General features: G+C 40.2%; 14 protein-coding genes. 7 read left to right on the top strand and 7 right to left on the bottom strand.

Translation table 11 applies throughout. The annotated features are described in order from the left end of the window. Positions 1-52 precede the first annotated feature (52 nt). Positions 53-523, top strand: a complete 471-nt coding sequence (locus tag V7K50_RS02470) for an ArsC/Spx/MgsR family protein (RefSeq protein ID WP_334956915.1) — start codon at positions 53-55, stop codon at positions 521-523. A gap of 311 nt (positions 524-834) precedes the next feature. Here the strand turns inward: V7K50_RS02470 and cysK are convergent, their stop codons facing one another. Continuing rightward, positions 835-1,794, bottom strand: coding sequence for a cysteine synthase A (gene cysK / locus V7K50_RS02465; RefSeq protein WP_334956913.1), 960 nt, complete (start codon positions 1,792-1,794; stop codon positions 835-837). A gap of 1,020 nt (positions 1,795-2,814) precedes the next feature. Between cysK and V7K50_RS02460 the strand changes: the two genes are divergently transcribed. The 6 genes from V7K50_RS02460 (at position 2,815) to V7K50_RS02435 (ending at position 5,957) form a co-directional block, all read left to right on the top strand. Beyond that, positions 2,815-3,237, top strand: a complete 423-nt coding sequence (locus tag V7K50_RS02460; protein ID WP_334956911.1) for a hypothetical protein — start codon at positions 2,815-2,817, stop codon at positions 3,235-3,237. A gap of 39 nt (positions 3,238-3,276) precedes the next feature. Beyond that, positions 3,277-3,573, top strand: a complete 297-nt coding sequence (locus tag V7K50_RS02455; RefSeq protein ID WP_334956909.1) for a hypothetical protein — start codon at positions 3,277-3,279, stop codon at positions 3,571-3,573. A 2-nt stretch (positions 3,574-3,575) separates the two neighbouring features. Beyond that, on the top strand, positions 3,576-3,887 hold the full coding sequence (locus V7K50_RS02450; RefSeq protein ID WP_334956907.1) for a hypothetical protein: 312 nt from the start codon (positions 3,576-3,578) through the stop codon (positions 3,885-3,887). Positions 3,888-4,107: 220 nt separating this feature from the next. Further along, positions 4,108-4,443, top strand: coding sequence for a hypothetical protein (locus tag V7K50_RS02445; RefSeq protein WP_334957263.1), 336 nt, complete (start codon positions 4,108-4,110; stop codon positions 4,441-4,443). Positions 4,444-4,585: 142 nt separating this feature from the next. Then, entirely contained in the window at positions 4,586-5,593 is a 1,008-nt protein-coding gene (locus V7K50_RS02440) for an LLM class flavin-dependent oxidoreductase (protein WP_334957261.1), read from the top strand. Beyond that, positions 5,583-5,957 (top strand): hypothetical protein, encoded by a 375-nt coding sequence (locus V7K50_RS02435; protein WP_334956905.1) that lies wholly within the window; start codon positions 5,583-5,585, stop codon positions 5,955-5,957. The genes V7K50_RS02440 and V7K50_RS02435 overlap by 11 nt, the downstream gene beginning before the upstream one ends. Positions 5,958-6,138: 181 nt before the next feature. Here the strand turns inward: V7K50_RS02435 and hypB are convergent, their stop codons facing one another. The 6 genes from hypB to V7K50_RS02405 all read right to left on the bottom strand — a co-directional run bounded on the left by hypB (position 6,139) and on the right by V7K50_RS02405 (position 12,557). Next, positions 6,139-6,954, bottom strand: a complete 816-nt coding sequence (gene hypB / locus V7K50_RS02430) for a hydrogenase nickel incorporation protein HypB (protein ID WP_334956903.1) — start codon at positions 6,952-6,954, stop codon at positions 6,139-6,141. Further along, positions 6,945-7,286, bottom strand: coding sequence for a hydrogenase maturation nickel metallochaperone HypA (gene hypA, locus V7K50_RS02425; protein WP_334956901.1), 342 nt, complete (start codon positions 7,284-7,286; stop codon positions 6,945-6,947). The genes hypB and hypA overlap by 10 nt, the downstream gene beginning before the upstream one ends. A 13-nt stretch (positions 7,287-7,299) precedes the next feature. Then, positions 7,300-8,403 carry a hydrogenase expression/formation protein HypE gene (gene hypE / locus V7K50_RS02420; RefSeq protein WP_334956899.1) on the bottom strand — a complete coding sequence of 368 codons (1,104 nt, stop codon included), beginning with the start codon at positions 8,401-8,403 and terminating at the stop codon, positions 7,300-7,302. A 55-nt stretch (positions 8,404-8,458) separates the two neighbouring features. Further along, positions 8,459-9,640, bottom strand: coding sequence for a hydrogenase formation protein HypD (gene hypD / locus V7K50_RS02415; protein ID WP_334956897.1), 1,182 nt, complete (start codon positions 9,638-9,640; stop codon positions 8,459-8,461). A gap of 157 nt (positions 9,641-9,797) precedes the next feature. Further along, complete coding sequence (locus V7K50_RS02410; RefSeq protein ID WP_334956895.1) at positions 9,798-10,058, bottom strand: HypC/HybG/HupF family hydrogenase formation chaperone; 261 nt, start codon at positions 10,056-10,058, stop codon at positions 9,798-9,800. Positions 10,059-10,133: 75 nt separating this feature from the next. Further along, positions 10,134-12,557: a carbamoyltransferase HypF gene (locus V7K50_RS02405; protein WP_334956893.1), complete on the bottom strand. Its 2,424-nt coding sequence runs from the start codon at positions 12,555-12,557 to the stop codon at positions 10,134-10,136. Positions 12,558-12,574 lie beyond the last annotated feature (17 nt).

Raw genomic sequence — 12,574 nt, 5'->3', positions numbered from 1 at the left:
ATCGGTTCGTAGTTGGCACTTTAGCGCTAAAGAGTAATTAGGAGTTTGTTAAATGGCAAGGATAATTTTCTATAGCAAACCAGGCTGTAAAGGTGGTACTAAGCAAAAAGTTTTGCTCACAGCTGCCGGTCATGAGGTGATACCATACAACCTGTTAACAGAACCTTGGACAGTTGAACGGTTGCGTTCATTTTTTGGCGATCGCCCCGTAGCCGAATGGTTTAATTCTTCCGCACCAAAGGTAAAATCTGGTGAGATAGTTCCTGAAAAATTGGACGAACAAACCGCTTTGGCGCTGATGCTGAAAGAACCGTTGTTGATTCGCCGTCCTTTGTTAGAAGTAGGCGAACAGCGCGAGGTAGGATTTGATGTCCAAAAGATTGATGCTTGGATTGGCTTACAAGCTGTGGATGAATCCTTGCAAGGAATCAGCGACAATCTCATGAAGGAGAATTTACAAGGCTGTTCCCACGGTAAGGATCATAGCCATCAACACCATAAGGAAGGTGGCTGTAAGCATTAGACCTCTTGCATAAATCAAAAATAAAGAACCCCACCCCGCATTTGAGTAAAGCAAACGCTCCCCTCCCCGCAAGCGGGGAGGGGTTGGGGGTGGGGTGTTAAGGACTTTTGCAAGAGGTCTATTAGACATAGGAGTGAAAAACAGTGTAGAGACGTAGCACTGCTACGTCTCTACAAGAGTTCTCTGCTTAGGGACTTCCAAGAAATAAATTACCCAAATAAACGAACCACAGAGACACAGAGAACACAGAGGAATAAGGAGGAGGGAGTTTTTTCACCAATTTTTTGGGTATTTTTTTATTTGGAAGTCCCTTAACGTACCCCAGCAGTTTCTAAGGACAAATCTTGAAACATGGGTGTGCTGAGGTAACGTTCGCCAAAGGAAGGCTGAATCATCACGATTAAACGTCCGGCATTTTCTGGACGTTTACCTACTTGAATTGCAGCACACAAAGCTGCACCAGAAGATATCCCAGACAATAAGCCTTCTTCTTTTGCTAAACGTCGCCCGTAAGCGATCGCTTGTTCATCGCTGACTCTAATTACTTCATCAACCAATTCTAGGCGCAGAACATCGGGGATAAATCCGGCCCCAATACCTTGAATTTTATGTGGCCCGGCTTCACCACCGGAGAGAACTGGGCTGTTGCTGGGTTCAACTGCGATCGCTTTAAAAGTCTTTTTGCGCTGCTTAAGTACTTCTGCAATCCCAGTAATCGTCCCACCAGTACCTACCCCAGCAATGACAATATCTACTTCTCCATCTGTATCTGCCCAAATTTCTTCGGCGGTGGTTTCCTGGTGAACCTTGGGATTAGCAGGGTTGCGGAACTGTTGCAGCATAAAAGCATTGGGAGTATTAGCCACAATTTCTTCAGCTTTGCGAATTGCTCCCCGCATCCCTTCCGCGCCTGGTGTCAACTCCAAAGACGCACCATAAGCTTTCAACATAGCCCGTCGTTCTTGGCTCATCGTCTCAGGCATGGTCAAAATCAAACGGTAGCCACGCGCTGCTGCTACCATTGCTAGAGCGATTCCTGTATTACCGGAAGTAGGTTCAACTAAAATCGTCTTTCCAGGGGAAATTGAGCCAGCCGCTTCTGCTGAAAGTACCATACTTAACCCAATGCGGTCTTTCACCGAAGCCGCCGGGTTCATCCCTTCTAATTTGACAACTATCCTTGCTACTACTCCCTCAGCTTGAGGAATCTTGTTCAGTTGAACTAAAGGAGTTCGTCCGATCAGTTCGGTTACGTCTTGAGCAATCCTCATTTATTTAACTCCTTAAATCCTAAATTTTAGTACAGAGTATTTACTTATAACAATAAGCTTTTGTATATTTAATTTGCAGTTTAGTGTCAATGAGTGCATATACTATGTATTCTAACTAAACCACAAAATATGAAAGTTTAGGAAGAACTTTTATCAGACTTCCCATTGATTATCACCTCAGCAGATGTCTAACTTGTCATCCTGATATTTTACCATTGGGAATTGCTGATTATTGTCTCTGAGACTGAGATTAAATTTCTGAAATTCTGTATATATGAATAATTTTTCCAATTATTTCCTATTTTTTAGGGAAAGATAATTTACTTTTAAAATATTTAATTGCTTTTTTAAATTTATTAGTCTATCTTGATCAGGAGATATTGATAATTTCTTTTGAGTGCAGATTTTATCAGCCCAAAGTTGCATCAAAAACAGTCCTTAACCATTGCCTACATTGCTTTTAGCTTGAGTGCAAAAATACCAGAACCCCACCTCGAAAACACTAGAACCCCGTCTGGAAAACACTAGCACCCATACCCCAATGAATTTTTATAAGACTTATCAGATGAGGATTACAGGCTTTGAGTACTATTCTAATAAATTTAATAATCTTAAGGGGGCTGGGGTAAACTGTTTTGTGGAGAGCGGCTGATATAAATCGTATAGGATTTACGCAGAGATTCCCCTCTACCCCCCAACATTCCTGAGCGAAAGCTGAGTGAACTAGGGGGGACTTCTTAATCTCTCTTTTGAGAGTAGGATGAAACCAGATCCTAGAATCTAAGTGCGTTATTTCTGACTGAATAATCCGACATTTTGTAAAAATGTTGGTAACTTTTCATTAGTCAGTAGTCAGTGGTGATTAGAAAAATAACTGATAACTAACAATTGTGAAAATTACCCGTTACACATATTTTAATATCAAAACTGTTTAAAAGGTAGAAATATATAGCTACTTTGGAGAAACAGCAAAAGATATTTTCTTACTGGGTGCATACTACCTAGCAAGGGAGAGCCAAGATGAAAGCCAAACTTTTAAATGTTCTTACAGTTTGTGTCGTTACTTTAGCAGTGCTTTCACCAGAACTAGTAGTATTTGGCATAATTTGGGAGCGACATATAGAGTTAGTAAAATCTCAGAATTTAGCTGCCCAAGTTAGCAACACTACTACAGATGCTCTCACCTTGGCTCCCCAGACAGAGGGTACACATTCCCCTCAGACTAGCATTCAATCCTCTGATCGTAATGTGGTTCATCAAATGCTGACTGTTGCTGAACAATATAAATTTGCCAATATCCTGCAATGGTTCTTCTTGTTAACCCCGATTTGTGTTGGGTTAGGGATTCTCTTTTACGACAGATATCTTGTTCATCGTGCTGCTGTTTTAAAAGAACAAGTTGAAATGTTAGAAAGGCTTTGGCAGCAAAGTATCGAACAGTAATCTATTTACAATTCACTCACTCAAATCAACAAAATTACCATGTCAGAACAACGCCAACAACTATATTTTAACCTGATTGATGAGCTACTCAAATGCCCTAATGGTCAGGAACCAGAAATTTTGGAATCTAAGCCAGAATTGATTGACTCTGGCTTTGTAGAAACAATGTTACAAGTAGCTACTATGTTTGCCCATGAAGGCAATCAAGATGGGGCTAAATTTTTATTTTTTGTGGCGCGTGAGCTAGCGAAAGAATTGGGTTTATACCCTGAAGTTTCCAATCCTGAAGTTGCAAATACTGAAGCTGCAAATACTGAAGCTGCAAATAAGGAGTAAAAATGCTGTTGACTTCAACCGATGCGGGACAAATAGCTTTAGAACTGCTCATGGCAGATTGGAATATTTCAGAAGAGAACAGGCAGTGGTTCACAATCTTTAACTCTCGTCTGATTGGCGAGAGTTGGTACACTGTGGAGCTAGGTGTAGAAGGATTTCCTGATCGGTGGTTTATTCAAGTATATGACAATGGAGTGTGTGATCCAAACTATACATTTATTTCACCAATTCGTGGTTCAGAAGGATTTACGGACTTTATGAATGTGCCGGATATCGTCGCAGAAGTTTTAGTTTGTGAACGCAATGCTCGGTAATAATAATTAAAAATTCAAAAGTTATAATCCAACAATGATTACGAATTTTTAATATAAAGATGCTTTACGCAAATCGGAGGTGATACCAAATAGGGTATACCTCTTTTTTATGTAATATTTAAGATTTTATTTAAGCCTAATCAGCTATTTTGCCATATTTAATTGATAAAACTATGTTATATTAAATAGCGTGATAGACGCTACAGAAATATCAGTTCCAATGATTGCTGAAGATATCTTAGCCAAAGAATTCACAAGAGTCCTCAACCACTACTACCCAAAAGTTGGGGAATTACTAGACGGGTGTTATGTGAAAGTCATCACCTGTTTTTGGGGACGACCTGCTAGACGTTTGCAATATATAGGAATTTATTGCTCTGACGAAATGATTTCCTGTGTGCAAGCTCAAAAAGAAATACTCAGAGAAGTAGCAGACAATATGGGTTTAATCCAGGTTGTCTGCATGAATGCCAAGCGATTATTGCGCGATCCGATGTCGAAGGTCAAACAAAACAACCCACGCCTATGGTTGGAGTTGCAGTGGGTTGCAAATTAGTGATTCATCGCATTAATTGAGAGGGGAAATTGTAGTGACGACTTGAGTCGTCAAATATTTAAGCATTAAAATGCTTACTACAAACCTATCGACCACTAGAATAGCCAGCACCTACGGTGAGTACAAAGTATCAACACAAGTAATGAAAACTGGAATTTTCTGCAATTACGATAATTTTCACCAAGATGCTCGTCGTGCCATGTTTGAGCAAGTCACGCTGGTAAAACAGGCTGAAAGCTTGGGTTTTGAGTCAGCCTGGGTAAGCGAACACCATTTTAGTGAATCCAATCTCAGCCCGTCCATGTTGCTGTTAATGGCACATTTGGCGGGGCTGACTTCAACTATCCAATTAGGCACTGCGGCGGTGTTACTGCCATTCCATAACCCGATTCGGGTAGCGGAAGATATCGCCACTCTGGATAACCTATGCAATGGACGATTATTATTTGGAGTTGCCAAAGGTGGCCCCTTTCCTCAACAAAACAAGCATTTTGCGACATTACCAAGTGAATCCCGTCCCAAGATGCTAGAGGCGATCGCACTGATTCACAAGCTGTTATATGAAACTGATGTATCATTTAATGGCAAGTATTATCAATGCGATCGCTTAACAATTCACCCAAAACCATTGCAGAGTCAAATACCAGTGTATGTTGCTACTGGCGGTGATGACGGTATCGAGTTTGCTGCTAAACATTCCTTCAGCTTAATGGGTGGGCCGCCATTTTCCCTAGAGAGATTGAAGGATACTGTTAGCAAATATCGAGCCTTAAATTCTAGTGGTGCGGAAAACTTCGTGCTGGCACGCTTCTTTTTTGTTGGCAAAACATTTGACGAGGCTGTGAGTGAAGCGTTACCTTTCGTTCGCCAATTTAGCCAGAAAATGAAAGCTAATTCGGCTGAAATATTGAAAAATAGTGCCAATCCCAACCAAAAACCATTCGATCGCACAAATATTTGTTTCGATGAAGATTATTTAATTGAAAATTCAATTATCGGTGATGTGGAGACTTGTCGAGACAAAATCAAGAAATTTCAGGACGAATTAAATTTAGGTACGCTAGCACTCAAACCCTCGTCTGCGGATTTGCAAAAAAACCTGGACAGTTTGACGCGCTACAACCAAGAGGTGCGAAATTATGTCTTCTAAACTATATTTGCTTCCTCCCGATGATTTACCTCCCACTGAGGTAACGAAACAGGATGGAATGCTGCAAATGGAGCTAGAACAGTCTACAGGTAGATGCTTTTATCTAGCTTGCGATCGCATTACGCGAGTCCTGTTATCTAATTGTCAATGGTATCTCACAACAAATGCTAGCATCCTCACATTAATTATTGACTGCCCTGACTTAGTATCTTACTGGCATATCGTCAGCAATATTCCCCAGTTAGGTAATAGGTTAGAGCGGTTTGCTAAGAATGGGAAAATCCGCGTTTATCCGCCATTCGGGAAGGGGACGCCGTTTGAAATCAGCGTAAATGAAATATCAGCTTATCGAGATTGGCTTTGAGGTAAATAGAAACTGGGAATCACACAAAATATAGCTGTCTTACACCCTGTACCCCTAAAGTGCAGGGTGTTGCAATTTTTATCAAGAAAGAATTCAGCAGGCGCGATCGCACTCTTTGCAACGAATACCCACCCCCAATCGCACCGCCAGTTCTAACCCTATAAGTCAATCAGAGTTTTTACTATAATGATGCAGTTACCCATTTATACCAATTATCTAACCCAGTACCAGTAGTTGCAGAAACCTGAAAAATCTGAATTTGGGGATTTACTTCTATAGCATATTCTATGCACTTTTGAACATCAAATTGCAGGTAAGGTAGCAAATCGATTTTCGTAAGAATCATAATGTCACTAGCACGGAATATATGCGGGTATTTTATTGGCTTATCTTCTCCCTCCGTGACGGAAAGAATCACGACTTTTGCCTGTTCTCCTAAATCAAATAAGGCTGGACAAACTAAATTTCCCACATTTTCAATCATCACAACAGAATTTAGTGGCGGATTCAGTTGTTGTAAACCCCTGTCTATCATTGATGCATCTAAATGACAGCCTGTTCCGGTATTGATTTGGATGACTTTAGAACCTGTTTCTTGAATTTTTTTAGCATCGTTAGCAGTTTCTTGGTCGCCTTCAATGACACTAATAGATAATTGATGCTTTAAATCATTAATAGTTCGCGTTAAAAGAGTTGTTTTTCCAGCACCAGGAGAACTCATCAAATTTAAGGCGAGAATATTTCGACCTTTAAACCATCCCCGGTTTTGGGCAGCTAGCAGGTTATTTTTTGCTAATATATCCTGTTCTAAGGATATCGTTGTATTGTGTATTTTGGCATGAATTTGAGGTGCTTCTATATGAGTGTCGTGACTGTGGGAATGAGTGATGACAGTTCCATCTGGTAAAGTGTGAGTATGATGATGTTCAGCTTCATCTGTTTCTAAATTTGTAATTTTTATTTCGCCATCATCAGAACAACCGCAGGTTACACACATAATTCCTCTATTTCTATTTCTTTAATTTTCAATTCTTCACCAGTAATTAAATCTAATCGCACGCTACCACAGTTACAGATACCAAAAGGTTTATCTAAAAAAATTTCTGCACCGCATTGGCGACATCGCCCTAAACCAGGAATTTCCAAAATTTCTAATGTCGCCCCTTCTAAAACTGTACCTTGAGTACAAATATCAAAACAAAATCGGATTGCATCGGGCATGATGGCTGAAAGTTTGCCAATTTCTAATAAAACTCGCTGCACTTTTGCACCTTTAGCGTGTTCAGTCACAATTGCCACAATATTTTGGGTGATTCCAAGTTCGTGCATACTATAAAATTTATTAACAAATTCGTGGTAATTGGTCGCCTACTAACATATCAACAATCCTTTCAGCACCAAAAACTGTTTTTAACAATACAATACCTGGCGGTGAAGAAATAACTTCGCCAATAATACAAGCATCTTTCCCTGCTGGGTGTAATTTCATGGCGGATAAAACAGTTTCTGCGTATTCACCTGCTACCACCACAACTACCTTACCTTCATTAGCTAAATACAACGGGTCTAAACCGAGAATTTCACAAACTCCGTTGACTTCTTCCCGCACTGGGATAGATTCTTCAAAAAGACGGATTCCTATATTAGAACTGAGGGAAAATTCATTTAGTACTGTGGCTAAACCACCGCGTGTAGCATCTCGCATAGCATGAACTTGTGGACATACATGGAGAATAGTTTCTACTAAACTATGCAATGGCCGACAATCACTTTCAATATTAGTATCTAAGGCTAACTCGCCACGGGCAATTAAAATTGCTGCCCCATGATTGCCTATTTCACCATTAATAATTATGGCATCTCCAGGTTTAATATTATGGGCAGAAATATTAACTCCTTGTGGGATGATACCAATACCAGCAGTATTAATAAATAGTTTATCGGCAGCACCACGATGTACAACTTTTGTGTCACCAGTGACAATTTGCACACCAGCTTCTTTTGCGGCTGCTTTCATGCTGGCTGCGACACGCCGCAAGATTTCTACAGGTAATCCTTCTTCTAAAATAACGCTACAAGTTAAATATAAAGGTTTAGCACCGCTAACAGCTAAATCATTAACTGTACCGTTGACGGCTAATTCTCCTATATCACTACCGGGAAAAAATAATGGGTCTACAACATAAGAATCTGTAGTAAATGCCAGTCTATCTCCTAGTTGCATGAGACTGGCTAAATTGAAGCTGGCTTGGTCTTCTAGTTGTGAGAGAATCGGGTTATCGAAATTGCTAATAAAAATATCATCAATTAAGTCACGCATGGCTTTACCACCACTACCATGTGCGAGAGTTATATGAGTATCTTGCACTTTTCCTTGGCGACGGCGGATTTGTTCTATTTTTTGAAAGAGAGGATTTTGTATTGAGTTTGTGGGGGAAAGATTCATAATTTTTTTTTAAATGCAAAGACACGCAGAGAGAAGCGCAGAGGTACGCGGAGTATTATTCGTCTGAGGAGAAGCCGCAAGCGGGGAGAGGTTCTTGAGTTATTTTTGGTTTTTGGGCGATTGTTCTTTTGGCAATTGTCGAGAGTCGCCCGTATTTGTAATAGGCTGCACAAGCACCTTCGGAAGATACCATACAAGTACCGATTGGTGTTTCTGGTGTGCAAGCTGTACCGAATACTTTGCACTCCCAAGGCTTTAAGACTCCTTTGAGAATTTCTCCACATTTACAAGCTTTATGGTCGGCTACTTTGAGGTTAGGAATGGTAAATTTAAGTTCGGCATCAAATTGAGCATATTCTGGTTGAATTTTTAAGCCTGAATAAGGAATGTCACCTAAGCCACGCCAATCAAAACTATCTCGCACGGCGAAGACTTTGTTAATAGCTTGTAGCGCTACTATATTTCCAGATTTTTGGACAATTCGGTTATATTGATTTTCAACTTCACAACGATTTTCTACTAGCTGTTGCAATAGCATCCAAATTGATTGGAGAATATCTAAGGGTTCAAATCCTGAGACGACTATTGGCTTATTATATTGTTGGGAAATAAATTGATATGGGTCACTGCCTATTACCATGCTGACATGGCCAGGGCCAACAAATCCATCTAGTTGCAAGTCGGGATTATCTAATAGTGCTTTCAGGGCGGGAATCACGAGGACGTGATTGGAAAACATACTAAAGTTATGAATTTCTTCGGCTGCTGCTTGTAGGATGGTGAAGGCGGTGCTGGGGGCTGTGGTTTCAAAGCCTAATGCGAAGAAGACTACTTGTTTGTCGGGGTTATCTCTGGCAATTTGCAGGCTATCTAGGGGAGAGTACACCATACGGATGTCTGCACCTTGTGCCCTAGCTTGCAGTAATGTGGTGTTGGAACCGGGAACTCGCATTGCGTCGCCAAAGGTGGCAAAAATGACGTTATGATTTTGAGAGATTGCGATCGCATCATCTAATCTCCCCTTTGGCATAACGCATACTGGACAACCAGGCCCATGAATTAGTTCAATGGCTTGGGGTAAAATTTCTTCGATACCATATTTAAATATGGTATGAGTATGTCCGCCGCATACTTCCATGATTTTGATAGGTTTTTCTAGCTGGTGGCATAATTTGGCGATTTCGCGGCGTATAGCTTCAGCTTTTTCCGGTTCGCGGAATTCATCAACATATTTCATAGGGATTGAGAAATAGTTTTTGGATATCAGTTAATTTCGTTTTCTTTACGGGGTATTTTTTTAACGAACCGCAAAGGACGCGAAGGGCGCGAAGAAAGAAAGAAAGAAATTAAACTCTTTCTCTGTGCCTCTACGTAAGACAAGAAAAGCCTATGGTTTAAGTACTAATTGTTGCTTGTGCTGCGGCTAATTCTTGAAATAGTTGTAATGTTTCTGCTGCTTCTTGTTCGTTAATTCGATTCATGGCAAAGCCAACATGGACTAATACCCAATCCCCAATACAAGCTTCGGGGGGATGTTGTTCATCTACGATACAAGCAATATTTACTTCTCGCTTGACACCAGCAATGTTAACTATGGCTAATTTATGGTTAACGTTGGTAATTTCTACAATTTGTCCGGGGATTCCTAAACACATTTTTTTTTAAGATAAACGAACCGCAGAGGCGCAGAGAACGCAGAGAATTATTTATGAGAAAAAGTTTGTCAAATATCAACACTCATGTATTAATTGTGCGGCTGTAATAACTGCTTGTCCTAAAGATAATCCGCCGTCATTAGCTGGAACTAAGCTATGAGTAAGTACTTTTATTCCCAATATTTGTAATCCTTTGGTAACTTGCTCTAACAATATACAATTTTGAAATACTCCTCCTGTTAAGGCTACCTGATAAATCAGATTTTCTTCAGAAAGATGCTTAACCATTTCCACAATCGCATTTGCTAAACCTTGGTGAAATTTGGCAGCCATAACTGGTTGGGGAATCTGCTGCTGTAAGTCATTAAGCAAGGCTTGCCACATGGGACGCGGGTCTATACAATAAATACTATCTGAAAAGCTAAAACTAAAAGGATATATTAGCGTTTCTTTATCATTATTTAAGCTGCTAACATCTACTATAGCTTCCATTGCGATCGCAGCTTGTCCTTCATAGCTACATTCCTCTCGATAAATACCGATAGCCGCCGCCACTGCATCAAACAACCGCCCCACTGAGGAAGCTCGAGGTGAGTTAATCTCTTTCTCTATTAGTTGATTGAGTAGCTTAAGTGGTTTATTTTTCAAGAATTTAAATATTTCTAAATCCGCATACTTTTGTTCGCAATCATCCCAGAGGTTAGCAGCTACTAAATGGGCATAAGTATTACGCCAAGGCTGATAAATTGCTTGTTCACCGCCAACCATTGCTACTGATTTAAATGTTGCTAGTCGTTTAAATTTCCGGTAATCTGCTAAAAGAAATTCTCCACCCCAAAGTGTACTATCGTCGCCGTAACCTAAACCATCTAAAGTAATGCCTAATATTGGAGGTGAATCTAGATGAATATCATTTTCTGCCATGCAAGCGGCAATATGGGCGTGATGATGTTGGATTTGATGAACTTTGATTTGATTTGTGTCCGCAAGTTTTTTGCCAAGTTTGCTTGAGAGATATTCAGGATGTTTATCAATAGCAATTACTTCTGGTTGATGTTCAAATAAATTTAAGTATAAATTTAAAGTTTCTTGGTAAGCATTAAAAGCCGCAGCATTTTCTAAATCACCTAGATGTTGAGAGAGAATTGCTTCTCCTTCACGCAATAAGCAAAAAGTATTTTTTAACTCACTACCCATTGCTAAAATTTGGGGTACTTTGTGAAATCCGGGTGGTAAACTAATTGGTGCTGGTGCATATCCTCTAGCACGGCGGATTGTTTGGACTTTATCGCCAATAACCCGCACAACCGAATCATCTACTCGATTAATAATCTCCCGATTGTGAAAGATAAAATAATCAGCGACTGTCTTTAATTTTTCTCTGGCTTCGTCATTATTAATACATTGTGGTTCATCGGCAATATTTCCACTTGTTAAAACAATTGGGCGATTCATCCGCCGCAGAATTAAATGATGTAAGGGCGTATAAGGTAACATGAAACCGAGGGTATTTTGCCCTGCGGCAACTGACGATGCAATATGAAGAGAGTTAAGAGAGTGAGGAGTTAGGAGTGAGGAGCGATGCCCTGAGCCTGCCGAAGGGTTAGGAGTAAATAAACCTCTTTCTTTTAGCTGTAATAAAACAATTGGTGCAGCAGCACTTGTCAATAATTCTTTTTCTTTAGCGTTGACAGTGCAATATTGTTCAATTACTTCGATATCCCGCGCCATTAAAGCAAATGGTTTGTGATAGCGCCTTTTGCGCTGACGCAATCTTTGTACAGCAGTTTCCTGTGTTGCATCGCAAGCCAAATGAATACCACCTAACCCCTTAATTGCCACAATCTCACCCTTTTGCAACAGGGTACAAACAGCATCGACATCATCTAACATAGAAAACATAGAAGCAGTAACCGATTTCCCATCAGCGCGTTCTAACCAAGCTATAGGGCCGCAAGCATGACAAGCTACAGGTTGGGCGTGAAAACGCCGATTTTCAATATTGTTGTATTCTTTTGCACATTCTGAACATATAGCAAACGCAGACATACTGGTATTGCATCTGTCGTAAGGAATGGCACGAATAATACTCAGGCGAGGACCACAATGAGTGCAGTTAGTAAATGGGTAACGATAAAAGCGGCTAAAAGGGTCAAATATTTCTTGTTGACACTGTAGACAAGTAGCGGCATCAGGGACAATTTCTGTTTTAATGGCATTACTGATGCTAGTAGAAATCACAAAATTATTAAAGTTAAATTTACCTTCATAAGGAGTTCTAGTTAGTGCATTAATTTTTGCTAATGGTGGACATTCTGTTTGCAACCTGGCAACAAATTCTGTTAATGCATCCTCACTACCAGATACTCTAATTAATACACCTTGGCCATCATTACAAACATCTCCACGCAAACCGCAAGCTTTAGCAAGACGATATACAGTAGGGCGAAATCCTACTCCCTGAACAGTACCGCGAACTCTAATTTCTTCAGTCGCCATATAAATCTGACTTTCCA

Source organism: Nostoc sp., assembly GCF_036917135.1.
In the GTDB taxonomy this organism is placed as follows: Bacteria; Cyanobacteriota; Cyanobacteriia; order Cyanobacteriales; family Nostocaceae; genus Nostoc.
Note: the sequence above shows the minus strand (reverse complement) of the source record. Positions and strands in the feature narration are given on the sequence as shown.

What these genes read in the sequence shown, in the direction of transcription:
- V7K50_RS02470 (WP_334956915.1), top strand. Translation starts at nt 53, where the DNA reads ATGGCAAGGATAATTTTCTATAGCAAACCAGGCTGTAAAGGTGGTACT.
- cysK (WP_334956913.1), bottom strand. Translation starts at nt 1,794, where the DNA reads ATGAGGATTGCTCAAGACGTAACCGAACTGATCGGACGAACTCCTTTA.
- V7K50_RS02460 (WP_334956911.1), top strand. Translation starts at nt 2,815, where the DNA reads ATGAAAGCCAAACTTTTAAATGTTCTTACAGTTTGTGTCGTTACTTTA.
- V7K50_RS02455 (WP_334956909.1), top strand. Translation starts at nt 3,277, where the DNA reads ATGTCAGAACAACGCCAACAACTATATTTTAACCTGATTGATGAGCTA.
- V7K50_RS02450 (WP_334956907.1), top strand. Translation starts at nt 3,576, where the DNA reads ATGCTGTTGACTTCAACCGATGCGGGACAAATAGCTTTAGAACTGCTC.
- V7K50_RS02445 (WP_334957263.1), top strand. Translation starts at nt 4,108, where the DNA reads ATGATTGCTGAAGATATCTTAGCCAAAGAATTCACAAGAGTCCTCAAC.
- V7K50_RS02440 (WP_334957261.1), top strand. Translation starts at nt 4,586, where the DNA reads ATGAAAACTGGAATTTTCTGCAATTACGATAATTTTCACCAAGATGCT.
- V7K50_RS02435 (WP_334956905.1), top strand. Translation starts at nt 5,583, where the DNA reads ATGTCTTCTAAACTATATTTGCTTCCTCCCGATGATTTACCTCCCACT.
- hypB (WP_334956903.1), bottom strand. Translation starts at nt 6,954, where the DNA reads ATGTGTGTAACCTGCGGTTGTTCTGATGATGGCGAAATAAAAATTACA.
- hypA (WP_334956901.1), bottom strand. Translation starts at nt 7,286, where the DNA reads ATGCACGAACTTGGAATCACCCAAAATATTGTGGCAATTGTGACTGAA.
- hypE (WP_334956899.1), bottom strand. Translation starts at nt 8,403, where the DNA reads ATGAATCTTTCCCCCACAAACTCAATACAAAATCCTCTCTTTCAAAAA.
- hypD (WP_334956897.1), bottom strand. Translation starts at nt 9,640, where the DNA reads ATGAAATATGTTGATGAATTCCGCGAACCGGAAAAAGCTGAAGCTATA.
- V7K50_RS02410 (WP_334956895.1), bottom strand. Translation starts at nt 10,058, where the DNA reads ATGTGTTTAGGAATCCCCGGACAAATTGTAGAAATTACCAACGTTAAC.
- V7K50_RS02405 (WP_334956893.1), bottom strand. Translation starts at nt 12,557, where the DNA reads ATGGCGACTGAAGAAATTAGAGTTCGCGGTACTGTTCAGGGAGTAGGA.